The sequence below is a fragment of the Paracoccus homiensis genome, assembly GCF_900111675.1.
Classification (GTDB): domain Bacteria; phylum Pseudomonadota; class Alphaproteobacteria; order Rhodobacterales; family Rhodobacteraceae; genus Paracoccus; species Paracoccus homiensis.
The window spans coordinates 201,894-225,000 of sequence record NZ_FOHO01000005.1 but is presented as its reverse complement, the minus strand read 5'-3'; the positions used below and the strand labels follow the sequence as shown (position 1 = coordinate 225,000).

Below are 23,107 nucleotides of genomic sequence, written 5' to 3'. Positions count from 1 at the left end.
CAAAATTCGATGATGGTGCCGCGGGACGGCACCGCCGCCACCATCCGATGAGGAAGATATGCTGAAGATTGATAACCTGCACGTGAAGCTGGAAGAAGAGGACAAGCAGATCCTGAAGGGTCTGAGCCTCGAAGTCCCTGCCGGTCAGGTCCATGCCATCATGGGTCCGAACGGTTCGGGCAAATCCACCCTTTCCTATGTCCTGTCGGGCCGCGACGGTTACGAAGTGACCGACGGCGACGCAACGCTGGACGGCGAAAGCCTGCTGGAGATGGAACCCGAGGAACGCGCCGCAGCCGGCCTGTTCCTGGCCTTCCAGTACCCGGTCGAGATCCCGGGCGTGGGCAACATGACCTTCCTGCGCACCGCCGTGAACGCGCAGCGCAAGGCCCGTGGCCAGGACGAATTGTCGTCGGGCGAGTTCCTGAAGATCGTGCGCGCCAAGGCGAAGGACCTGCAGATCGACGCCGAGATGCTGAAGCGTCCGGTCAATGTCGGTTTCTCGGGCGGTGAGAAGAAGCGCAACGAGATCCTGCAGATGGCCATGCTGGAACCGCGCATGTGCATCATGGACGAAACCGACTCGGGTCTGGATGTCGACGCGATGCGTCTGGTGTCGGAAGGCGTGAATGCCCTGCGCGACGCGGGCCGCAGCTTTCTGGTCATCACGCATTACCAGCGCCTGCTGAACCACATCAAACCCGATGTCGTGCATATCATGTCGAATGGCCGCATCGTCAAATCGGGCGGTCCCGAACTGGCGCTGGAAGTCGAAGAGAACGGCTATGGCGATCTGCTGGCGGAGGCCGGTTGATGTCGGACGTGGCCGTGAAATCCAAGGACGAGGTGACGCCGCAGGTTTCCGGCGCACCGAAGGCCGAAAACGCGCTGGATGCGCGTCTGGCCGCGCTGCCGCTGCCCAAGGGTGGCTGGTTGGCGGATGCCCGCGCCGAGGCGCTGGCCCGTCTGCGCGACATGGGCCTGCCCGGTCCGCGCGACGAATACTGGCGCTTTACCGATCCGCGCCCGTTCAACGCGCCTTCCGCCAAACCGCTGCCGTTTGAGCCTGCGGCCGAGGAATCGCCGCTGTTTTCCGCTGATGACAAGCTGACGCTGGTCTTTGTGGACGGGCAATTCGACGCCGAGGCATCGGATGATCTGTCGCTGGACGGGATCGAGATTTCGACCCTGTCGGGCACTCAGGATCAGGCCGAGCATTGGGCCAAGGGCCTTTATGGTGCTCTGGAACTGGCGGGTCAGAACCCGGTTTCGCGCCCCTTCGCCGCGCTGAACACGGCCGCGGCGCAGGACGGGCTGCTGATCCGGGTGACCGGCAAGCCGGCAAAGCCCATCCATGTGCTGCATCGTCGCGCCGCCGAGGATGCCGATGTCGTCTGGCACCACGTCATCCGCGTGGAAGAGGGCGCCGAGGCGACGCTGCTGGAAACCGGCATGGTCGGCGCCCGCTCGAACGGGGTGATCGAGGCGGATCTGGCCAAGGGTGCCCGCCTGCACATGATCGCCGCGAAACGTGCCGTCGATCCCAAGGTCGGCTTGTCGCATGTCTTTGCCCGCGTCGCGGAAGGCGCCTCGCTGAAAAGCTTCGTGCTGTCGGTGAATGGCAATGTCATGCGCAACGAGGCGGTCGTGGACATGGTCGGCGACGATGCGGTCGCGCATGTGGCGGCGGCGGTTCTGGGCGACCAGAACATCGGCCCGTTCCACCATGACGACACCGTGTTCATCACCCATGGCGCGCTGCGCGGTGAAAGCCGCCAGGTGTACAAGAAGGTGCTGAAGAACGGCGCGACCGGGGTGTTTCAGGGCAAGATCCTGGTCAAACCCGGCGCACAGAAGACCGACGGCTATCAGATCAGTCAGGCGCTGCTTCTGGATGAACGCAGCCAGTTTCTTGCAAAGCCGGAACTGGAAATCTATGCCGACGATGTGAAATGCTCGCACGGGTCGACCACGGGCGCGATCGACGAAACCGCGCTGTTCTATCTGCGTTCGCGCGGCGTGCCCTATGAACGGGCGATCGTGTTTCTGGTCCTGTCCTTCCTGGCCGACGCGCTGGAAGAGATCGAGGATGAGGGCCTGCGCGGCCAGATCAATGACCGGTTGGAAGCGTGGCTGACGACTCGCGCCAGTCAGTGACGCGCGGCGGTATCGCACCGCGCATTCTGCAAAGCTGGTGGGCTCCGCGCGATGTCGTGCGGGGCCTTTCGGCCATGCCCGAACGGGCAAAGCTGGTCGTGCTGATGGCGGCCATGCTGATCTTTCTGATCGCCCAGGCCCCGCAACATGCCCGCAACGCCCATCTAGACCCGTCCGTGCCCTTCGACGCCCGGATGGCCGGATCGTTGCTGGCGGTGATGTTCGTGATGCCGTTGCTGGCCTATGCGGTGGCCGGGTTGGTGGCGTTTCTGTCACGTGCCCTGCCGCGGCGGCTGACCCCCGAGGATTCGCGGCTGGCGCTGTTCTGGGCGCTGCTCGCGGTCGCGCCGGCGATGTTGCTGACCGGGCTGGTGGCCGGGCTGATCGGGCCGGGGGCGGCCCTGATCGTGGCACAGACCGTGACCGGTCTGGGTTTTCTGTGGATCTGGGGCGCGAATATTGCGGCACTGGCGAGGAAGGCATGACTTTCGACGATCTCAAGGCCCTGATCGGCCTGACCTTTCGTGAACCCGAGGCGGCGGCCCGGCAGTTGATGTCGGCGGAGATTCCGCTGCCCGCGCGCTGGATGGGCTTGGCGATCGCGGTGTCGGTTTCGGCCATTCTGGCCTGGTTCTCGGCACAGCTTTTCCCCCTGCCCGAGGGCGAGGCGATGCCTGCCCTGTCGATGACGGCGCAACCCTTGCTGATGGCCAGCGTTCAGGCCGGGGCGATTCTGCTTGCGGCCGGGCTGATGTCGGCGGTGGGGCGCATGTTCGGCGGGCAGGGCCGGTTCGAGGATGCGCTGCTGCTGGCCGTGTGGATCGAGGTCGTGCTGCTGCTGGTGCAGGTGGCGCAGGTCGTGGTCAGTCTGCTGCTGCCCGCCGTCGCGGGCATTCTGGGTATTCTGGCAATCGCGATGTTTTTGTGGCTGACGGTTCAATTCACCAAGGCGCTGCATGATTTTCGCAGCGGCGCCAAGGTATTCATGGGTCTGATCGCAACCGCCTTTGTCGCGGGCTTTCTTCTATCCTTCATTGCCGCGGCATTGGGCATTCTACCGGAGATTTCGCAATGAGCTTTGATATCGCCAAGGTCCGCGCGGATTTCCCGATCCTGTCGCGTCAGGTGAATGGCAAGCCGCTGGTCTATCTGGACAGCGGCGCCAGCGCGCAGAAACCGCAGGTCGTGATCGACGCGATCACCCGTGCATATGAGGGCGAATACGCCAATGTTCATCGCGGTCTGCATTACCTGTCGAACCTTGCGACCGACAATTACGAACGCGTCCGCGCCATCATCGCACGGTTCCTGAACGCCCCCCGCGAGGATGAGGTGATCTTTACCAGCGGTTCGACCGAGGGGATCAATCTGGTCAGCTATGGCTGGGCTGCGCCGCGCCTGCAGGCCGGTGATGAGATCGTGCTGTCGGTTCTGGAACATCACGCCAATATCGTTCCCTGGCATTTCCTGCGCGAACGGCAGGGTGTCGTCCTGAAATGGGTCGAGCCCGAGGCCGATGGCAGCCTGCCCGCCGAAAAGGTTCTGGCCGCCATCGGTCCGAAGACGAAACTGGTGGCCGTCACGCATATGTCGAACGTGACCGGCACTATCGTCGATGTCGCGGCGATCGCGCAGGGCACCGATGTGCCGGTGCTGGTCGATGGCAGTCAGGCCGCGGTTCACATGCCGGTCGATCTGTCGGCGCTTGGCTGCGATTTCTACTGCGTGACGGGGCACAAGCTTTACGGCCCCTCGGGCTCGGGGGCGATCTGGATCAAGGCCGCGCGTCAGGCCGAGATGCGGCCCTTCCTTGGCGGCGGCGACATGATCCGCACCGTCGCGCGGGACGAGGTGACCTATGCCGACCCGCCCCTGCGTTTTGAGGCCGGGACCCCCGGCATCGTCAACCAGATTGGGCTGGGCGCGGCGCTGGAATATCTGATGGATCTGGGGATGCAGAATGTCGCGGCGCATGAACGCGTGCTGCGCGATCATGCCCGCGACCGGTTGCGGCAGCTGAACTGGCTTAGCGTTCAGGGTGACGCACCGGACAAGGGCGCGATCTTTTCCATGACCATGGAAGGCGCGCATGCCCATGACCTGTCCACCATTCTGGACAAGAAGGGTGTCGCCATCCGCGCCGGGTCCCATTGCGCGATGCCGCTGATGGAATTCTATGGAATCAATGCCTCGGCCCGGGCGTCTTTCGCGATGTATAACACTGTCGAAGAAGTGGACGCGCTTGTCGAAGCTTTAAGCTTCTGCCGCGAGCTTTTCGCCTGAATCTTGCAAAGTTTTGGCCAGTCACCGAAGATTGGCCGAAATTCCTTGCCCGAGTGCGACGATTTCCTGCATCCCGGCGTTGACACGTCAAGGAGGCAGTCATGTCCGAGATTCTGGTTCTGGGCGCAGGCATGGTCGGCGTCACAACCGCGTTGGCCCTGCAGGAACGGGGCCATGACGTCACCATCATCGACCGCAACGCGCCGGGGCGCGAGACCAGCTATGGCAATGCCGGGCTGATCCAGACCGAGGCGGTAGAACCCTATGCCATGCCGCTGGCGCCCGGTGCGCTGCTGCAAATCGCGCTGGGGCGCGGCTATGATGTGAAATGGAACATTCCGGGGCTTCTGTCGCAGGCCGGCGCGGTGTTCGCCTATGCCCGAAACTCGCTTCCGGCGGCGCATCGCCGCGCCTCGCAGACCTGGGGCAAGCTGATCCGCCAGTCGACGGAACGCCACGGCCCGCTGATCGAGGCGTCAGGCGCCGACAACATCATCCGCCGCGACGGCTATATCGAGCTGCACCGGACCCCCGCCAAGCTGGAAAAGGGCCGCAAGGCGGTGGAACGGTTCCGCACTGAATTCGGCGTGGAATCAACCCTTCTGGATGGGGCGCAGCTGCGCGCGCTGGAACCTTCGATCAAGGTCGATATTCTGGGCGCGACGCATTGGGCCGACAGCTGGAACTGTTCCGATCCGGGCGGTCTGGTCGCGCGCTATGCGGCGCTGTTCGAACGGCGCGGCGGACGGATCATCAATGGCGACGCGGGCGATCTGCACCGCAAGGGCGCGGCATGGATCGCGGATGAGGGCGAAGGCGAACATGCCGTCATCGCGCTGGGGCCGTGGTCGCCGATGCTGTTGGGCCGCTATGGGCTGAAGGTGCCGATGGTCTACAAACGCGGCTATCATCGCCATTATCACATGGACGCGCCGCCCCATCATCCGATCGCGGATTTCGGCAATTCGGTCGTCCTGTCGCCCATGCGCCGCGGGCTGCGGATCGCCACCGCCGCCGAACTGACCAGCCACCCGCGACTGCTGCCCCCGCAGCTGAGCCACGGTGAAAAGGCGGCAAAGGAACTGTTCGAGATCGGGGCCCCGGTCGAGGCCGAACCCTGGACAGGTCGCCGCCCCTGCATGCCGGACATGCTGCCCGTGGTCGGGGCGGTGCCGGATCAGCCCAACCTGTGGGCACATTTCGGGCATGGGCATCAGGGCTTTACCCTTGGCCCCGTCACGGCCGAGATCCTGGCTGAACAGATGGATGGCGGCCCCGGCTGGTCCGAGCTGTCGCCGGATCGCCTGCACCGTTAGGGCGCGGACACGCAAGACCGAAGGGCGTCCATCCGGGCGCCCTTATTTCATGAAAGGGTGCAGCAATCGCATTCCCGCGAGTGTAATGTCAAGTGATTCACTCAGGTATTGTGGAAAGTTCTGGCGACGCGGGTGGCGGCGGTTTTTCTTGTTCCAAGCAGCCCATCCTATAACTAACTGAAATTATAAGATTAAGGGCGGTCGGCAGGATTTCTTTATCCCTTTGTAATCAGGTCATTTTGCAACAGCTTCGGGAATCCTGACTGTTTTAGTTGATCATTCCGCCGTGATTGGCGCATCTCAGCGCGAAACACATGTCGCGGAGATGACCCATGCAAAGACTATCGTTCCCCGCCATGACCGGTGTATCGCTGATCGCGATGGCAACGGCATTGCAGGCACAGGACGCCACCATTTCTCAGACGCCGGGAACGGTCGTTCTTGACCCCATCACGCTGGTCTCGGACGGGCAGGAAAGCACCGAGGCGACCGGCGGCGTCACCCTGACGCAAGCGGATCTTCAGGCGCTGAAGCCCGCCGATGTGTCGGAACTGTTCTCGCGCGATTCTGCGGTCAATGTCGCGGCGGGCACCGGCCCGGCCAAGCGGATCTATGTTCTGGGTCTGGAACAGTCGAACCTTGCCGTGACCGTCGATGGCGTGCCGCAGTTCAAGGACAGCTGGCATCACGGTGGGTCCAGCTTTGTCGATCCGGCCTTCTTGAAACGCGTCGAGGTCGAGGCAGGCGCGGCAGGTGCCGATGCGGGCTTTGCCGCAGCCGCGGGTGCGGTGCGCTATGAAACGCTTGGCGCACGCGAACTGCTGACCGATGGCCGCACGCAGGGCGGGCGCGCAAGCCTGTCCTATGGCAGCAATGGCCGCGGCGTGACCGCCAGCCTTGCCGGATATGGCGTTTACGACGGGTTCGACTGGTTCGCGATGGTCAACACCGCGCAGGGCGACAATTACGACGATGGCGACGGCAACGAGATCCCCGGCAGCGAGGCGTCGAATGTCACCGGTATCGTCAAGCTGGGTTATGAATTCGAAGGACACCGCGTCGAACTGGCCTATGAGCACAGCGAAGACGACGCCGACCGCCCGGTCCGCATGAACATGAATCTGGAAGATGCGGTCTATCCGCTGAAACTGACCCGCGACACGCTGAGCCTGACCTATACCGAAACCGCACCTTCGGCGATGTGGGATCCCGAACTGTCGATCTATCTGGCCCGTCAGGAATACGCGCGGACGAATTTTCTTGAAGGTCGCGCGGGCGGTGACTTTTCGTTCGATGCGACGACTGTCGGCGGCGTCGCAAAGAACCGCTTCGATGTCGGGGTCGGCACCGTCACGGCGGGTCTGGATTGGGCCTATAACGACTATTCGATCGACAATTTCGGCGATACCGATGTGCCGGTCCACGAACTGGAAACCATGCAGGCGGGCGCCTTCGTTCAGGGCCGGTTCGAATTCGCCAACGGCATTCGCCTGTCAACCGGCGGCCGTCTGGACGCACATCGTTTCAGCGACTGGACGGGGGATCGCCGCTCGGACACGGGTGCCAGCGTGAACGCCACCATCGCCTATGAATTCGCACCCGGTTACGAGGTGTTCGCAGGCGCGTCGCGGACCTGGCTGGGCTATGATCTGGGCGAATACGGCTATCTGCATGCCCGCGATTCCTCGACCGTCACGGCCGACGGGTTCGAGCCTGCCACCGCCAAGAACTACAAGCTGGGCCTGAACGCCAGCCAGGGCAACTGGACAGGCAACGTGACCCTGTTCGACACCCGTCTGGACGGTCTGGCCAACGCCTATTACCCGACGCTGGACAACAGCGAGGAATATCGCAGCAAGGGCTTTACCCTGTCGGGGAATTACAGCTGGGGTTCGGGCCGCATCGGGGCCAGCATCACCAAGGCAGACGTGTCCTATGACGGCGACGATCTGGCGCCGGTCGGTGGCGAGGCGACGCCCTTCGGTACCGTGGCCACGCTGTTCATCGATCAGGATATCCCGCAATACAATCTTGCCGTCGGCGCAAGCGTCGAACTGGCCGATCGGCTGTCGGGTGACTATATCACCGATAGCGGCTTTGCCGAGGCGCCCGGCTATGCGGTCGTGAACGCTTATGCCGAATGGTCGCCCGCCCAGTATCAGGATGTTGTCGTGCGTCTTGGCGTCGAAAACCTGCTGGACAAGGCTTACTATGAACGGTCGACCTATGGTCGCAATCTTGATCGCGACGTGACCCCGCTTTACGCGCCGGGCCGCACCGTCACCCTTGGCGTCAGCATGGACTTCTGATCCCTGATTCTGCCGCCGGGGCAGCCCGGCGGCAGGATGTCTGTTCCCTCTCTCTGACAGACAAAAACAGCCGCCCTGGTCGGGGCGGCTGTTTTCTGTATCGGGGATCGGCGCGGGGCGTCAGATCAACAGCACCTGCGTGCCGATATTCGACAAGCTGAACAGTTCGGCGATATGTTCGTTGTAAAGACCGATGCACCCGTTCGAGGATTTGCGCCCGATCTTGCGCGTGTCATGCGTGCCGTGAATGCGGTAATACTGCCAGCTTAGCCACAGGGCGTGGGTGCCAAGCGGGTTGTCGGGGCCGGGGCCGACGAATTCGGGCCATTCCGGGTTGCGCTTGCGCATGTCGGGGGTGGGTGCCCAGCTGGGGCCTTCGACCTTCTTGATGATCTCGGTCCGGCCGGTGCGCGTCAGGTCGGCGCTGACCGGGATCGAGGACGGGTACAGCCGATAGACCGATTCATCCTCGGACCAGTAATGCACCGCGCGCGAGGTCAGGTCGCACAGGATCGCGCCATTGGTGAGATTGTCGAAATAGGGACGCCAGTCCTGAGCGCGGAAGCTGGAGATGTTGTGCCGCTGGTTCGACTGTTCGTATTGCACCGCGCCCGCATCGGGCGTCGCGCCTGCGGTGGCGCCATAGATCGGCTGACCGGTATAGGGGTCAACCTGCTGGGCCGCTGCGGGCAGCACCAGACCGGCGGTTCCCATCGCGGCGGCCGTGCCCAGAAAGGCGCGGCGGTTCATTGCGACTGACTTGCTCATTGCAGTATGTCCTTCGTTCCAGACCGCGCTTTTCCAGCGGGGTTCTGACTGCATCACCTCTTGAATGATACCGACAAATATAGATCGCGCTGCGCAACCGGGCAATTCAAACCGGCGAGATCGCGCCCGCGTGAGGAATTCGCGATCATCACGAATTCTTGCGTTTGAAGCGTTGCGGGGGATTCTGTAAATCTGTCCTTAAAATAAAGACGAGGGACAACCCAAAATGATGAATTTCAAGGTGATTGCGGCCTTGTCGCTGATTGCGCTGACCGCGTGTCAGCCGCGCAGCGCGCCGCAGCTTGGTCCGGATGGCCAGCCCTTGCCCGTGGCCTATACGATCGACCAGCGCGAAGCGGCCGAAATTCCGGCCCGAGTGTTGCAGCAAATCAACACGCTACGGGCCAATGTCGGTGCCCCGGCATTGATGATGAACCCGCAATTGTCGGCGGCTGCGGCGACTCATTCCCGTGACATGGCGGCGCAGAACCGCGCGTGGCATTGGGGTTCCGATGGCTCGTCGCCGCTGGATCGGGCGCGCAGCCAGGGCTATTTCGGCACCTTGGTCGGCGAGAATATCTCGGAGACCTATGAAAACGACATCCAGACCCTGAACGCCTGGATGAGCGAGCGTGACACCCGCGACGTGATCATGGACCCCACGGCCACCAATCTGGGCTTTGCCTGGTATCAGGAACCGTCGGGCAAGGTCTGGTGGACGCTGCTGGCCGGCCGCTGATCGCCGCAGCAAGCCCCGCGCATGACAAAGCCCCGGCCTTGCGGTCGGGGCTTTTTGCGATCGGCGGGACGGGATCAGGGATTGATGACGATCGGCACGCCACCGCTGAGCATGGCGTAGATTTCCTCGATCTCGTCATCCTTCACCGCGATGCAGCCCGCGGTCCAGTCGCGTTTCTTCGGCGCCTTTGCGTTGCCTTCGGGGCCGCGGCCATGGATGAAGATATCGCCGCCCGGCGAAAGGCCGAACTGGTTGGCAAACATCTTGTCATTGGGATTCGGGTAGGACACGCCGACCGACAGGTGAAAGGCGCTGTTGGGATTGAAGCGGTCGATGAAATAGATGCCCTCGGGGGTCTTGCCGTCGCCTTCGAACTGCTTGTGGCCGATCGGTTCATTGCCCAAGGCGATGTCATAGGATTTCAGCACGGTACGCCCGCTGAGCAGGTGCATCCGGCGTTCGCCCTTGTTCACGACGATCTGCGTGACCGGGGGCCCGCTGTATTTCTTGAACTTGGAAGGTTTCCCACAGGCGGCCAATGCGGCCAGAAGCCCGACGGTGAAAATCCGGCGTGTTGCGCGTGCCATGTCTGCCCCAGCTACTTTTTTTGTTGGTCCTGAATAACACGTCAGGGCGGGTTCGCGCTAGCGTCGAACAAACTCGGTCACGGTTTCGACATGGGGTGACCAGCGGAACTGATCGACGACATAGACCCGCGTGATCTGATAGCCGCCATCGCATAAGATCCTTGCATCCTTGGCGAAATTCACCGGGTCGCAGGCGACGAAGGCGATTTTCGGAACAGCAGATTCCGCGATCTGGCGGGTCTGCGCCTCGGCGCCGCTGCGGGGTGGATCGATCACGATTGCGTCAAAGCCGGCAAGCTCTTGGTCAAGAAGGGGATTGCGGGCCAGATCGCGGATCTCGGTGGTCACCTGACGCAGGCCGGGTGTCATGCGCCATGCCTGGGTCAGCGCCGACAGGGGCGCGGCAAGACCTTCGACCGCATGCAGTTCGGCCTGCTGGGCAAGGGGCAGGGTAAAGGTGCCGATCCCGGCGAACAGGTCAAGGATCCGGGTTGCGCCTTTGGTCATGTCGCGCACCGCGCCCAGCAGCGCGGCCTCGCCCTGCGCGGTTGCCTGCAGGAAGGCGGCGGGTGGCGGCACCACCTGGGCGCGGCCCATCGGCAGCGCGGGGGCGCGGCGGGTGATCGCCTGACCGTCCCAGTCCAGCCGCGCCAGATCGCCCTCTTCGGCCAGCGCGGCCAATGTCTGAAAAAGGGCGGGTTCCAACGGGCGACCGCCGGTGACCGCCAGATCCAGCCCCGCAGGCCCGGCGATGACGGTCAATGTCAGTTCCGCCGCGCGGCTGGCCCCGGCGATCACGATGCGGCGCAGCAGGCGCAGCGCGGCAGTTATTCGTGGGTCCATGACAAGGCAATCGGCCAGATCCACGATCACGTCCGAGGCGCGGGCGTGAAAGCCCACCAACGCGCCTTTCTTGGTGCGCCGTCCCGACAGCACCGCCCGACGCCGCGATTTCGGTGGCGAGACATGCGTGCCCGCGATGGGGGCCGTCAGCCGTTGCGCGGTCAGGGCGGTTTCGACGACCTGCCGTTTCCATGCCGCCACGAAGCTGTCGCTGCCATGCATCAGCGAACACCCCCCGCAGGCGCGGTAATGCGGACAGGCGGGCCGTACCCGCATCGCGGACGGCGTCAGAATGCGCGGCGCGGCGATGCGACCGTCCACGGCCTCGCCCTCGATCTGTTCGCCGGGCAGGGTCAGCGGGGCCAGCGCGCGTCCCTGATCGCCGACAGCCACGCCATCCCCGCGACGGCCCAGCCGCTCGATCGTCCACTGCATTATTCCGCCGCCTCTTCGGTTCCCAGAAAGCCGCCCGATTGCCTGTTCCAATAGCGGGCGTAAAGCCCCCCTTTGGCCAGCAGCGCATCGTGGCTGCCCTGTTCGACGATCTGCCCGGCTTCCATCACGATGATGCGGTCAAGCTGGGCGATGGTGGACAGGCGGTGGGCGATGGCCAGGACCGTCTTGCCCTGCATGGCGCGTGCCAGCGCGTCCTGCACCTGTGCCTCGACCTCGCTGTCCAGGGCGCTTGTGGCCTCGTCCAGAACCAGAATCGGCGCGTCTTTCAGGAACGCGCGGGCCAGCGCGATCCGCTGACGCTGACCGCCCGACAGCTTGACCCCCCGTTCCCCCAGATGCGCGTCGTAACCGGTGCGTCCGGCATGATCGGCCAGACCAAGGATGAACTCATGCGCCTCGGCGGCGCGGGCGGCGGCGTGGATCTGATCCTCGGTCGCGTCGGGGCGGCCATAGGTGATGTTGTCGCGGGCCGAGCGGTTGAACATCGCGGTTTCCTGCGTGACCATGCCGATCTGGCGGCGCAGGCTTTCCTGTGTCACCCCGCGCAGATCGCGACCGTCGATGCGGACCGTGCCACGTTCGACATCGTAAAGCCGCAGCAACAGCGCAACCAACGTCGATTTCCCCGCCCCCGAGGCGCCGACGATGCCGATCTTCTCGCCCGCCGTGATATGCAGATCGACGCCGCGCAGACCGCCGCTGCGCTGGCCATAGGCAAACCCCACATCGTCGAAATCGATACGCCCGGCGACGCGGTCCAGCACCTGCGCATCGGGCGCATCCTTCAGGTCATGCGGGGGCGACAGGGTGCGCATCCCGTCCTCGACCTCGCCGATATTGCCCCAGATCCCCATCAGCGACATGCTGACCCAGCCGGTCATCTGGCTCAGCCGCATCGCGATCGCGCCCGACGCCGCGATATCGCCCGGCGTGGCCAGCCCCTGACGCCACAGCAGGATCGAACCGCCGACAAGAATGACAGGCAAAATGCCCGCAATCACCATCAGCGACAGGCGAAACGCGCTGCTGACGACGCCGAAATCCAGTGCACGTTCGCGAAAACCCGCCATCGCCCCAAGCGCGGCGCGATCCTCGTGTTCGGCATGGGCGAACAGCTTGACCGTCTTGATATTGGTGATGGTGTCGACGACCTGTCCGGTCACCATCGCCCGGGCCGAGGCCCGCGCCCCGGACCGTTCGCGGATACGGGGCAGGAAAAAGCGGATCAGCGCCAGATATGCTACCAGCCAGACGATCAGCGCGACCGCGCCCCAGCCATCGACCGCCAGCAGAAACGCCGCCGAGCCCAGGACCGAGGCCAGCGCGAAGGCGACCACATTGACCATTTCGGTCGCGACATCGGTGACCGCGCGGGCGGTCTGCATCTGCTTTTGCGCCAGTCGCCCGGCAAAGTCGTTGTCGAAGAAGGTGACCGAATGGCCCATGGTCCAGCGGTGCAGCCGCGACAGCACAAGGGGCAGGATGTTCGGCCCCACGATCACGTTCGATGTCGCGGTCGAGATCCCGAAGATCGCCGGTCGCAGCAGCAGGAAGAACCCGACAAATGCCGCGATAAGCCAGCCGTTCTGCGCCCAGAACACCGATGCATCGCCGCTGGCGACGGCATCCACGACCGCGCCCAGAAGCACCGCCGCCAGGACATCCGCCGCACCCCCCAGCGCCGAGGCGACCGCGGCGATGCCAAGCCCGCCCCAGGCGCCTGACAGGCACCAGCCGAAAAAGGCCAGCAGGGTCGCAGGCGGCGCACCCTCGGCGGGGCGGAAGGCATGGATCAGGTTGCCTAGGCGGCGATGCAGGCTCATGTCCGGCTTCCTTCCATCAGCGCGGTATCGATCAGGGCCGGGGCGGGGACGGCGAACTCTCCCGCGATCCAGGCGGCCTCGGCGGCGTGAAGCCCGCGCCCGATGGCGGGGCCGGACAGGGCAGGCATCAGATCGCGGGCGGTGATCGGCAGGGTCGCGCGCGCCGCCTCGGCGATGCGGGTCTGCCAACCCTGTGGCAGCGGCCGTCCATGTGCGGCACAGATCAGCGCCTGATCCGTCGCCAGCGCCGCGCCCAGCCGATAGCCGGCCTCGTTCAGGGACCAGTCCGCGGCAACGGCATCGCGCAGCGCGGCCTGCGTCTTTGCCTCGTCCCGCGACAGGCGCAGATGGTCCGATACATCCGGTGCCTTCAGACAGGCCAGCCGGCGCGGCCAGGCGGGCGGCAGATGGCCTTCGGCGGCGATCAGGGCGGGCATGGCGGTCGCGTCGGCACCGGGCAGGACCATTCGCAGCACGCCGGTCTGATCCATCAGCGCAACCGCAGGGCCGGGATCCGGCGCGGCCAGCAGCTTTTTCAACTCGGCCCCGATCCGTTCGCGGGCGATGCCGGTCAGCCCGTCCTTCAGCGCGGCACAGGCGGCGACGGCCTGCGGTTCCGCGTCATGACCATACCAGGCCAGAAACCGGAAAAAGCGCAGGATACGCAGGTAATCCTCGCGGATGCGCAGTTCGGGCCGACCCACGAACCGAAGGTGCCGCGCGGCCAGATCGGGCAATCCGCCGACCGGGTCGATCACCTGACCATCGCGCCCGGCATAAAGTGCATTCATCGTAAAGTCGCGGCGGCGGGCGTCCTCGGCCAGATCGGTCGAAAAGGCCACGACGGCGCGCCGCCCGTCGGTTTCCACATCGCGGCGGAAGGTCGTGACCTCGAAGCCCTGCTTGTCCACGACGACGGTGATCGTGCCGTGGTCAATCCCGGTCGGCACGGGTTTCAACCCGGCGGCCTTGGCCAGCCGCACCACCTGATCGGGCAGGGCATCGGTTGCGATGTCGATATCGTCCACCGGCTGACCCAACAGCGCGTTGCGCACCGCGCCGCCGACCAGAAAGGCGCGATGACCGCCCGCCTCGATCGCGTCCAGCACGGCGCGCAGGGCAGGGGCGCCTAGCAGATCAGGCGGCAATACGGTCATGGGTCAAGCCTTCGTGCCAGTTGCAGCAACACCCGCGCGGTCGCGCCCCACAGGTAATAGGGGCCGTAGGGGGCGACATAGTATCTGCGCCAGCCGCCGCGCCAGCGCCGCCCCTCGACCCGGTAATTCGCCGGCTGGGCGATATGGGCGAAGGGCAGGGTGAAGACCTCTTCGACCTCGCCGGGTTCGGGGCGGGCGGCAAACTGGCCGCGCACGATGCCCAGAACCGGGGTCATGGTAAAGCCGGTCACGGTGCGATGCGGCGGCAGGGTGCCCAGAACCTCGACCTGTGCGGGGTCCAGCCCGACCTCTTCGCGGGCCTCGCGCAGGGCGGCCGCGATTTCGTCGGCATCGCCCGGATCGACCTTGCCACCGGGCAGGGCGATCTGTCCGGGATGGTGGCGCAGCCCAGATGCGCGCTTGGTCAGGATCAGCCGCCCGTCATCTTCGTGAAAGGCGGCCAGAACCCCGGCCGGGCGCAGGCTGACCTCGGGCGCGGGGTCGGGGTTCAGGTCATAGTCCGAACTTGGCCCCGACGCCTGCGTCAGGGCCTGTCGCAGCCGATCTTCTGACCAGCCCGCCGTCACTCGGCGGCCTTGTCTTCGGGATCGATCGGATTGCCTTCGGGATCGACGGTGGCCTCGAACCCAAGGCTGTTGGGGTCGAATTCGTAATGCGCACCGCAGAACTGGCAATCGGCGGTGACCTTGCCGTCATCGGTGGTCATGTGGCCGATATCCTTGGCCGAATAGATCGCCAGTGTGTCGCGCACCCGATCCGAGGTGCAGGAGCAGCCGAATTCCACCCGCTGCGTGTCGAAGACCCGCGGGCTTTCTTCGTGAAACAGCCGCAGAAGCAAATCGGTCGGCCCGACCCGCGGACCGATCAGTTCCAGCGTCTCGACCGTGTCCAGCAGCATGTTGGCGCGGTTCCAATCCTCGGATTCGCCCCCTTGCAGGATGTCGGCAGCCTCGATCAGCCCGCCTTCGCCACTGCCGCCATCGGCGGCATCCATTGGCATCGCCGGCAGGGTCTGCAACATCACCCCGCCCGCGCGCCAATGCTCGGGTTCGCCGGACAGTTGCGACCGGCCATGAGCCAGAGAGAACCGCGTGGGCAGCTGTTCGGATTGCGCGAAATAGGATTGCGCACAGGCCGACAGCGACCCGCCCGCCAGAGGCGTGATGCCCTGATAGGGCTGCGTGCCTGCGCCCTGGTCGATGAGGATCGCGAAATATCCTTCGCCGATCTGGTCGAACGCCTCGCGGTCATCCAGTCGGTCGGCATCGAAACTGGCCCAGGCGCGGATGCGCGCGGGCTCGCCCTCGGCGGCGGGGGCGTAGAAATCGGTGGCGATGGTGCGGATGGCGCCATTGCCGCGCACCTGCAGGCTCAGTTTCCAGCGCAGCTTGATCGTCGGGCCGATCAGCGCCGTCAGCAGGGCCAGTTCGGCCACCAGCGCGCTGACCAGCGGCGGATAGTCGTGGCGCGACAGAATATGGTCCAGAACACCGTCAAGCCGCGCGACGCGGCCGCGGATATTCGAGCGGTCCAGTTGAAACGGCAGAACCGTGTCGTCCCAGGCGATCTGGTTGATCTTGCTCATGGCGTATCCTTGAAATGGCGTCAGCCCGCCTTTCGGGCGGGCCGCTTTGGTCCCCAATATAGAGGTTTCGCCGCCGATCCCAAGGGGGGGCGCATGCCGCCTTTCGCAGCCGGCGCATAGCCGCTAGAACCGCCGCAACGCTATCGGAGCCTGCCATGACCCCTCGTTTCGGCCAGCCGCCGCTGCCCGCCACCCGTTATCGCCGCAGGCCGGGGGCCTATGCGGTGCTGCTGCGGGAAGGCCGGGTCCTGCTGACCCATCAGGCCTGGCCCGACCCCGAATATCAACTGCCCGGTGGCGGCATAGATCCCGGCGAACACTCGATCGCGGCCCTGCATCGCGAGGTGCATGAGGAAACCGGCTGGCGTATTTCTGCGCCGGTTTTTGTCGGCAACTACCGGCGTTTCTGTTTCCTGCCGGATTACGACTACTTTGCCGAAAAGCAATGTTCGATCTGGCTGGCGCGTCCCGTCGCCCGTCTTGGCCCGCCGACCGAGCCGGGACACCGCGCGGTCTGGGTCGGTGCGGGCGAGGCGTCGCGCCTACTGGGCGATCCGGGGTCGCGTGCATTGCTGGATCGGGTCTTGCGGCGGGTTTAGGATCCGCGAAGGGATACGGTGTCGGCCGATTTCCGATATTCCAGCAGCACGGCCGACATGTCGTCGGGACGTTCGCCGCGGCAATATTCCGATACCGACCAGGCCATCGATTCCAGAAAGGCATGACCGCTGAGAAAGGCGTTGGTCTGCATGATCGCCCGCAACCCTTCTTCGCCCAGCAGATGGCCCGCGGGGCTGCGCGCCTCGATCACGCCGTCCGAAGCGACCATCAGCCGGTCGCCGGGCTGCATGGTAAACTCGATCTCGTCAAAGATCGGATCCTCGACCACGCCGATGGGCATGCCGCCCGCACCGATTTCCTCGATCCGGCCATCGGCGCGCTGCAGGACGGGATGGGGGTGGCCGGCCTGAACCATCTGCACCTTGCCGGTCTTATGGTTCAGTTCGGCATAGATCATGGTGAAATAGCTGTCGGTGATCATCTCCTCCAACATCATGTTGTTGAAGAAATGCGCCAGCGCGGCAGGGTGCACCGCCTCGCTGCCCGATTGTGCGGCGCGCAGGGCGACATTCTGGTCCGATGATCCCGACAGATGCACGGACAGTTGCGCCGTCAGCAGCGCCGCCGTCACCCCGTGGCCCGATACGTCCAGCGCGTAGAACCCGACGCGCGAATCGTCGATCGGAAAGAAATTCACCAGATCGCCGCCGATATGTCCGGCAGGTCGCAACAGCAACGACAGGTCGAACGGACCCCATCGCCCGCTGCGTTCGCGGACCAGGCCCTGTTGCAGCTTGCGGGCTTCGCGCAGGTCGCGTTCCATCGCCGTCTGCGTATCGCGCAGCTTGTCCAGCGCGCTGCGCAACTGGTCGTTGCTGTTGCGCAGGCTTTCCTCGACCCGCAGCATGCGTTCGCCCGTGGTCAGCCGGACCTCCAGTTCGGCGGGGGCAAGTGGCAGCTTCAGAAAATCGTCTGCTCCGGCCTCCAGCGCAGCAAGTATTTCGGGCATGTCGCGCCGGGGCATCATCAGGATCACGAAGCCATAGCTGGCCCCCGACTGCACCCTGTAGGCGCGACAGAATTCCAGCGTCGACATGCAGGGCAGCGACCAGTTGGCGATGACGATGTCAAACTTCGTTTCGCGACAAAGGATTAGTGCTTCGGGGCCGGTGGTGGCGCCGGTCACGTCATAACCGGCATTCCGCAGGAACTGCGTGATCTGCTGTCGGGTTTCGTCGGGTTCGTTGACCAACAGCACCCGCCGCACCAGTTTCGGTGCGGAATGGTCGGCCGGGCGTGTGGGCAATTTCTTGGCGGTCTTCATGTCCGCAGAAATAGCCCGAAGCCTTTAAGAAAGCCGTAAATACCGGACACCGCAGCCCGGAAAACTAGTTCAAATACGCCTTAATTCGGGTCGGCTCAGACCAGAAGCTCGGCCAGAATCTCGTCATTGGTGATATCGCGATAGGCAAAGCCCGCCTGATCCAGCCGCTTGACCAACGTGTCCAGATTGGCCGGGTCCGAAGTTTCGATCCCCAGCAGAATCGACCCGAAATTCCGTGCCGATTTCTTCAGGTATTCGAATCGGGCGACGTCGTCGTCGGGGCCAAGAAGTTCCAGAAAATCGCGCAGGGCGCCGGGGCGTTGTGGCATCCGCAGGACAAAGTATTTCTTGACGCCCGCGTATCGCTGCGCGCGTTCCTTGACCTCGGGCAGGCGTTCGAAATCGAAATTGCCGCCCGAACAGACGCAGACGACCGATTTGCCGGACAGATCGCCCAGATCGGCCAGCACATCCAGCGCCAACGCGCCCGCCGGTTCCAGAACGATGCCCTCGGCATTCAACAGTTCCAGCATGGTGCCGCAGATCCGATCCTCGGGGGCCAGATGGACCTGATCGGGGGAAAATCGCGACAGATGCTCGAATGGCAGCGCCCCGATGCGGGCCACCGCGGCACCATCGACAAAGCTGTCGACGGCGGGCAGGGCGATGGGCGCCCCTGTCTGCAATGCGGCCTGAAGGCTGGCCCCGCCACGCGGTTCGGCAAAGGCGAATTCGGTGTCGGGCGCAAGCTGGCGCAGATAGCGCGTCACCCCCGATGCAAGCCCGCCGCCGCCCACCGGCAGCACCACCAGATCGGGCGCACAGCCCATCTGGTCCAGCATCTCAAGACCCACGGTCGCCTGACCCTCGATCACGTCAGGTGCATCGAAGGGCGACAGAAAGGACGCGCCCTGATCGGCGCAAAAGGCCTGCGCGGCCGCCAGCGTCTGGTCGAAATAGTCGCCGGTCAGCACGATCTCGACCGCGTCGCCGCCAAAGACGCGGGTTTTCTGGATCTTCTGCTGCGGCGTCGTCACCGGCATGAAGATCGTGCCCTTGGCACCGAAATGACGGCAGGCATAGGCGACGCCCTGCGCGTGGTTTCCGGCGCTTGCGCAGACGAAATGACCGGGGGCGTCGGGTCCGACCAGCTTGCGCATGGCGTTGAACGCGCCGCGCAGCTTATAGCTGCGCACCGGGGTCAGGTCCTCGCGCTTCAGCCAGATATCGGCGCCGTATTTCGCCGACAGATGGTCATTGCGCTGCAGGGGCGTAGGCTCGAACAGGTCGCGAAGCGCGGCCTCGGCTTGCTGGACGGAGGCGACAAAGTTTTCCATGGCCTCGGCCATGCCCAGATTTTGCGCCGGACACAAGCCCAATCGCGGCAAACCGCACCTGACGCCCTTGTGACAGCGACGAAATCGCCGTATTCCCCCGAAAACTTCGACGAAGGGTTACCGCATGTCCGACGCGCCGAAAAAAGTCGTCCTCGCCTATTCCGGGGGCCTCGACACCTCGATCATCCTGAAATGGTTGCAGACCGAATATGGCTGCGAGGTCATCACCTTCACTGCCGATCTGGGGCAGGGCGAGGAACTGGAGCCGGCCCGCAAGAAGGCCGAGATGCTGGGCATCGCGCCCGAGAACATCCATATCGAGGATCTGCGCGAGGAATTCGTGCGCGATTTCGTCTTCCCGATGTTCCGCGCCAATGCGCTGTACGAGGGGCTGTACCTGCTGGGCACGTCGATCGCGCGGCCGCTGATCTCGCAGCGCCTGGTCGAGCTGGCCCACCAGCACGGCGCGGATGCGGTGGCGCATGGCGCGACCGGCAAGGGCAACGACCAGGTCCGGTTCGAGCTGTCGGCCTATGCGCTGGACCCGTCGATCAAGGTCATCGCGCCCTGGCGTGAATGGGATCTGACCAGCCGTACCAAGCTGATCGAGTTTGCCGAACAGAACCAGATCCCCATCGCCAAGGACAAGCGCGGCGAGGCGCCCTTCAGTGTGGATGCGAACCTGCTGCACACCAGCAGCGAGGGCAAGGCATTGGAAGATCCGGCCGTCGAGGCCGGCGATTACGTGTTCCAGCGCACCGTCGCCCCCGAGGATGCGCCCGATACCCCCGAATATATCGAGGTGACCTTTGAGAAGGGCGATGCCGTCGCCATCGACGGTCAAGCCATGTCGCCCGCGACCATCCTGACCGCGCTGAACGAGTATGGCCGCAAGCACGGCATCGGGCGTCTGGACTTTGTGGAGAACCGCTTTGTCGGCATGAAGTCGCGCGGCATCTATGAAACGCCGGGCGGCACGATCCTGCTGGAAGCCCATCGCGGCATCGAGCAGATCACGCTGGACAGCGGCGCGGGCCACCTCAAGGACAGCCTGATGCCTCGCTATGCCGAGCTGATCTATAACGGTTTCTGGTTCAGCCCCGAGCGCGAGATGCTGCAGGCCGCAATCGACAAATCGCAGGAACATGTCAGCGGCACCGTCCGTCTGAAACTGTACAAGGGCAGCGCGACCTGCGTGGGCCGCTGGTCGGATCATTCGCTCTATTCCGAGGCGCATGTGACCTTCGAGGATGACGCCGGCGCATACGACCAGAAGGACGCGGCGGGCTTCATCAAGCTGAACGCCCTGCGCCTGAAGCTGGTCGCCAACCGGAACGCCCGCTTCAAGTAAGGCGGCGACATCGCACCATGTCGGGCGGCGCGCGGGGGCACCTGCGCGCCGCCTTTCTTATGCGGCGATCAGTCGAACAGACCGCGCAATCCGCGCGTGACCAGATTGCCGACCTTGGGGCGGGGCTGGGCGATGAAGGGCAGGGGGCGGCAGACCTCCATCGCGGCAATGCCCACACGGGCGGTCAGGGCGCCGTTCACGACACCTTCGCCAAAGCGGCGCGACAGTTTCGCCAGCACGCCACCGCCCGCGACGGTGTGGATCAGATCATCGCCGGCCGCGACCGCGCCGGTGGCGACCAGATGGGTCATCACCGTCCGCGCCAGACGCCACCCCCCGACCGCGCCCGCGCGCCCGCCATAGATTTCGGCCATGCGCCGGATCATCCGCAGATTGGCAGCCAGCGCGGCGGCGACATCGGCCAGCGCCAGCGGGATCAGCGCCGTGGCGGCGGCGACGGTGCGGGCTGCGGCCTCGATTTCGCGCCGGGCCTCTTGGTCCAGTTGCGCCATCAACTCGGTCTCGGCCATGGTCAGCAGGCTTTGGGCATCCACAGCCTCGGCCTGATGCTCGGCAAGACGCTTGGCCGCCCACTCCATTTCGGGGCGCTTGTGATAGATCGCCAGCAGATCCCTTGTCGCCTGCCGCGCCTGATCCAGGCTGCCCTCTGCAAGGGCAGACCCGGCGCGGCGCTGAATCGCGTCGATCCGGGCAAAACGGGCCCAAGCGCGGTATTCGCGCCACGCCATTCCCAGCGCGGCCAGTGTAAAGACCGCGAACAGCGCGATTCCGATCCAGCCCAGCAGCGGATAGCTGTTCAGCAACCCGTTCAGAAAATCCAGCGCCGCGATGGACAGCAGGAACGCAAACAGCGCCACCCCGGAATTGATGAAGATCCGGGTCAGCCGCGACGGCGGTCGCCCGATCAGACGGGTCACCATTTCCATCGTGCGCGGACGTGGCAGCGGGCCGTCGGGATCGTCGATTGCAGGGGCGTCGGCGGGGCTGGGGCCGGGCTCGCGCGGTGCCTCGGCCGGGCCTTGGCGGGCATCGGTGTCGGGGCCGTCCTCGAGTTCGATCAGAACCGGGCCGCGTCTGCGTTCGTTCATAGCCTGTCTCCGATCAGGAACTGGGCGGCGCGGTCCAGCCGGATATGGGGTGGACCGTCACCGGGGCGCGATGTCAGCGGCGCGGGTGCGAAATTCATGATCGCGTAATCGCCATCCAGCCAGCCCGCATCGCCATTGCGGGCGGGTTGCAGCAGTTGCGAGGGATCGGTCGGCAGGTCGCCGGGATAGAATGCCGCCTGCCGACCATCCAGCAGGCGCCCGCGCACGGCAGGCAGATCCTCGCCATCCTGGGCGATCACATCCTCGGTCGTGGCGCGCAGAGCGGCAATCGCCATCGCCTCGGTCCGGGCGCCGCTGAAATCGGCGCGATCGCGGGCCTCGCGCAGCATCGCGGACAGGATCGCGGTCAGGCGGTTGTGCTGGCTGTGATGCAGGTGGTCGGCCTTGGTCGCGGCGAACAGGATGCGTTCGACCCGGCGCGTGCCCAGAATCTGCGCCAGCCAACCGGCGCGACCGGGCCGGAACGCGGTCAGGATATCGGCCATCGCGCGGCGCATGTCCTCGACGGCGGGCGGTCCCTGATGGATCGCGCCCAGCACATCGACCAGCACCACCTGCCGGTCGATCCGGGCAAAGTGATCGCGAAAGAACGGGCGCACGATACGTGATTTATAGGCCTCATAGCGACGACGGAATTCCTTGTGCAGGCGGCTGCCCTCCATCTCCTCGGGCAAGGGCGCAAAGGTCAGCGCGGGCGATCCGGCCATTTCGCCGGGGATCAGGAACCGGCCGGGTGTGCAATCGGACCAGCCCGCATCGCGCGCGGCCTGCAGGTGATCGCTATAGCTGCTGGCCAGCGCCTGCGCGGTGGGTTCGTCCATGCGCTGCGGATCGGTCGCCGCAAGGTCAGCGCGATAGCGGGCCGCGCCGGGGCGGCCGTCGATGCGTGACAGCACCTCGGCGGACCAGGCGCTGAAATCCTTGTCCATCAGCCGCAGGTCCAGCAGCCATTCGCCGGGGTAATCGACGATATCCAGATGCACGGTCCGCGGCCCGCGCAGCCCCGACAACAGCCCGCGCCCGTCCAGCCGCAGCGACAGGCGCAACTGGCTGACATGGCGGGTGCCATCGGGCCAATGCGGGTCCGGCCCGGTCAGCGCCGCCAGATGCCGTTCGAAATCGAAGCGCGGCACGGTATCGTCGGGCTGCGGTTGCAGCCACGCGGTTTTCAGGCTGCCATCGGCGGCGACCTGCAAGGCATGCATCCGACCGCGATCCATCAGGTTGGCCACAAGCGAGGTGATGAACACCGTCTTGCCCGCCCGGCTAAGCCCGGTGACGCCCAGCCGGATCACCGGATCGCCAAGGCCAATGCCCGCCATCAGATCGCTGCCGATACCCATTCTGCCCGCTATCCTTT

Annotated in this window: 21 protein-coding genes; 10 read left to right on the top strand and 11 right to left on the bottom strand. The window is 64.9% G+C overall.

Annotated features, from left to right (window positions below):
- Window positions 1-58: 58 nt before the first annotated feature.
- The 7 genes from sufC to BMX67_RS09500 all read left to right on the top strand — a co-directional run bounded on the left by sufC (window position 59) and on the right by BMX67_RS09500 (window position 8,065).
- Window positions 59-814: a Fe-S cluster assembly ATPase SufC gene (gene sufC, locus BMX67_RS09530; protein WP_090734361.1), complete on the top strand. Its 756-nt coding sequence runs from the start codon at window positions 59-61 to the stop codon at window positions 812-814.
- A complete protein-coding gene (locus BMX67_RS09525; protein WP_090734359.1) occupies window positions 814-2,157 on the top strand; it encodes a SufB/SufD family protein in 1,344 nt (447 codons plus the stop codon). Before sufC ends, BMX67_RS09525 begins: the two co-directional genes overlap by 1 nt.
- On the top strand, window positions 2,130-2,642 hold the full coding sequence (locus BMX67_RS09520) for a hypothetical protein (RefSeq protein ID WP_245739370.1): 513 nt from the start codon (window positions 2,130-2,132) through the stop codon (window positions 2,640-2,642). The genes BMX67_RS09525 and BMX67_RS09520 overlap by 28 nt, the downstream gene beginning before the upstream one ends.
- Window positions 2,639-3,232: a YIP1 family protein gene (locus BMX67_RS09515; protein WP_090734355.1), complete on the top strand. Its 594-nt coding sequence runs from the start codon at window positions 2,639-2,641 to the stop codon at window positions 3,230-3,232. Before BMX67_RS09520 ends, BMX67_RS09515 begins: the two co-directional genes overlap by 4 nt.
- Window positions 3,229-4,440: a cysteine desulfurase gene (locus BMX67_RS09510; RefSeq protein ID WP_090734354.1), complete on the top strand. Its 1,212-nt coding sequence runs from the start codon at window positions 3,229-3,231 to the stop codon at window positions 4,438-4,440. The genes BMX67_RS09515 and BMX67_RS09510 overlap by 4 nt, the downstream gene beginning before the upstream one ends.
- A gap of 101 nt (window positions 4,441-4,541) precedes the next feature.
- The gene (locus BMX67_RS09505) at window positions 4,542-5,756 is read left to right on the top strand and encodes an NAD(P)/FAD-dependent oxidoreductase (RefSeq protein WP_090734353.1); all 1,215 of its coding nucleotides are present in this window, start codon (window positions 4,542-4,544) and stop codon (window positions 5,754-5,756) included.
- A 332-nt stretch (window positions 5,757-6,088) separates the two neighbouring features.
- On the top strand, window positions 6,089-8,065 hold the full coding sequence (locus tag BMX67_RS09500) for a TonB-dependent receptor (protein ID WP_090734351.1): 1,977 nt from the start codon (window positions 6,089-6,091) through the stop codon (window positions 8,063-8,065).
- 120 nt (window positions 8,066-8,185) lie between these two features.
- Here the strand turns inward: BMX67_RS09500 and BMX67_RS09495 are convergent, their stop codons facing one another.
- On the bottom strand, window positions 8,186-8,833 hold the full coding sequence (locus BMX67_RS09495) for a L,D-transpeptidase (RefSeq protein ID WP_245739369.1): 648 nt from the start codon (window positions 8,831-8,833) through the stop codon (window positions 8,186-8,188).
- Window positions 8,834-9,059: 226 nt separating this feature from the next.
- Between BMX67_RS09495 and dalA the strand changes: the two genes are divergently transcribed.
- Window positions 9,060-9,572, top strand: a complete 513-nt coding sequence (gene dalA, locus BMX67_RS09490; RefSeq protein WP_090734348.1) for a divisome-associated lipoprotein DalA — start codon at window positions 9,060-9,062, stop codon at window positions 9,570-9,572.
- 74 nt (window positions 9,573-9,646) lie between these two features.
- On the opposite strand, the gene BMX67_RS09485 is transcribed toward dalA, so the two are convergent.
- The 6 genes from BMX67_RS09485 to hslO are packed head-to-tail and all read right to left on the bottom strand — an operon-like array spanning window position 9,647 to window position 16,044.
- Window positions 9,647-10,159 (bottom strand): L,D-transpeptidase family protein, encoded by a 513-nt coding sequence (locus BMX67_RS09485; protein WP_090734347.1) that lies wholly within the window; start codon window positions 10,157-10,159, stop codon window positions 9,647-9,649.
- A 57-nt stretch (window positions 10,160-10,216) separates the two neighbouring features.
- Entirely contained in the window at window positions 10,217-11,437 is a 1,221-nt protein-coding gene (locus BMX67_RS09480) for a class I SAM-dependent RNA methyltransferase (protein ID WP_090734345.1), read from the bottom strand.
- Window positions 11,437-13,281, bottom strand: a complete 1,845-nt coding sequence (locus tag BMX67_RS09475) for an ABC transporter ATP-binding protein (RefSeq protein WP_090734343.1) — start codon at window positions 13,279-13,281, stop codon at window positions 11,437-11,439. The genes BMX67_RS09480 and BMX67_RS09475 overlap by 1 nt, the downstream gene beginning before the upstream one ends.
- Window positions 13,278-14,438, bottom strand: coding sequence for a CCA tRNA nucleotidyltransferase (locus BMX67_RS09470; protein WP_090734342.1), 1,161 nt, complete (start codon window positions 14,436-14,438; stop codon window positions 13,278-13,280). The genes BMX67_RS09475 and BMX67_RS09470 overlap by 4 nt, the downstream gene beginning before the upstream one ends.
- Window positions 14,435-15,025 carry a CoA pyrophosphatase gene (locus tag BMX67_RS09465; protein WP_090734340.1) on the bottom strand — a complete coding sequence of 197 codons (591 nt, stop codon included), beginning with the start codon at window positions 15,023-15,025 and terminating at the stop codon, window positions 14,435-14,437. The genes BMX67_RS09470 and BMX67_RS09465 overlap by 4 nt, the downstream gene beginning before the upstream one ends.
- The gene (hslO, locus tag BMX67_RS09460; RefSeq protein WP_090734338.1) at window positions 15,022-16,044 is read right to left on the bottom strand and encodes an Hsp33 family molecular chaperone HslO; all 1,023 of its coding nucleotides are present in this window, start codon (window positions 16,042-16,044) and stop codon (window positions 15,022-15,024) included. Before hslO ends, BMX67_RS09465 begins: the two co-directional genes overlap by 4 nt.
- A gap of 155 nt (window positions 16,045-16,199) precedes the next feature.
- Between hslO and BMX67_RS09455 the strand changes: the two genes are divergently transcribed.
- Complete coding sequence (locus BMX67_RS09455) at window positions 16,200-16,643, top strand: NUDIX domain-containing protein (protein WP_090734336.1); 444 nt, start codon at window positions 16,200-16,202, stop codon at window positions 16,641-16,643.
- Here BMX67_RS09455 and BMX67_RS09450 read toward each other — a convergent pair.
- On the bottom strand, window positions 16,640-17,929 hold the full coding sequence (locus BMX67_RS09450) for a response regulator (RefSeq protein ID WP_090734335.1): 1,290 nt from the start codon (window positions 17,927-17,929) through the stop codon (window positions 16,640-16,642). The two genes, BMX67_RS09455 and BMX67_RS09450, sit on opposite strands and share 4 nt — an antisense overlap.
- A gap of 95 nt (window positions 17,930-18,024) precedes the next feature.
- Window positions 18,025-19,266: a threonine ammonia-lyase IlvA gene (ilvA, locus tag BMX67_RS09445; protein WP_090734434.1), complete on the bottom strand. Its 1,242-nt coding sequence runs from the start codon at window positions 19,264-19,266 to the stop codon at window positions 18,025-18,027.
- Between the two features lie 124 nt (window positions 19,267-19,390).
- Here ilvA and BMX67_RS09440 point away from each other — a divergent pair, with 124 nt between their 5' ends.
- The gene (locus BMX67_RS09440) at window positions 19,391-20,617 is read left to right on the top strand and encodes an argininosuccinate synthase (RefSeq protein WP_090734333.1); all 1,227 of its coding nucleotides are present in this window, start codon (window positions 19,391-19,393) and stop codon (window positions 20,615-20,617) included.
- Between the two features lie 68 nt (window positions 20,618-20,685).
- Here BMX67_RS09440 and BMX67_RS09435 read toward each other — a convergent pair whose 3' ends face one another.
- Window positions 20,686-21,726, bottom strand: coding sequence for a YcjF family protein (locus BMX67_RS09435; RefSeq protein WP_090734331.1), 1,041 nt, complete (start codon window positions 21,724-21,726; stop codon window positions 20,686-20,688).
- Entirely contained in the window at window positions 21,723-23,090 is a 1,368-nt protein-coding gene (locus BMX67_RS09430; protein WP_090734329.1) for a YcjX family GTP-binding protein, read from the bottom strand. Before BMX67_RS09430 ends, BMX67_RS09435 begins: the two co-directional genes overlap by 4 nt.
- Between the last annotated feature and the right edge of the window lie 17 nt (window positions 23,091-23,107).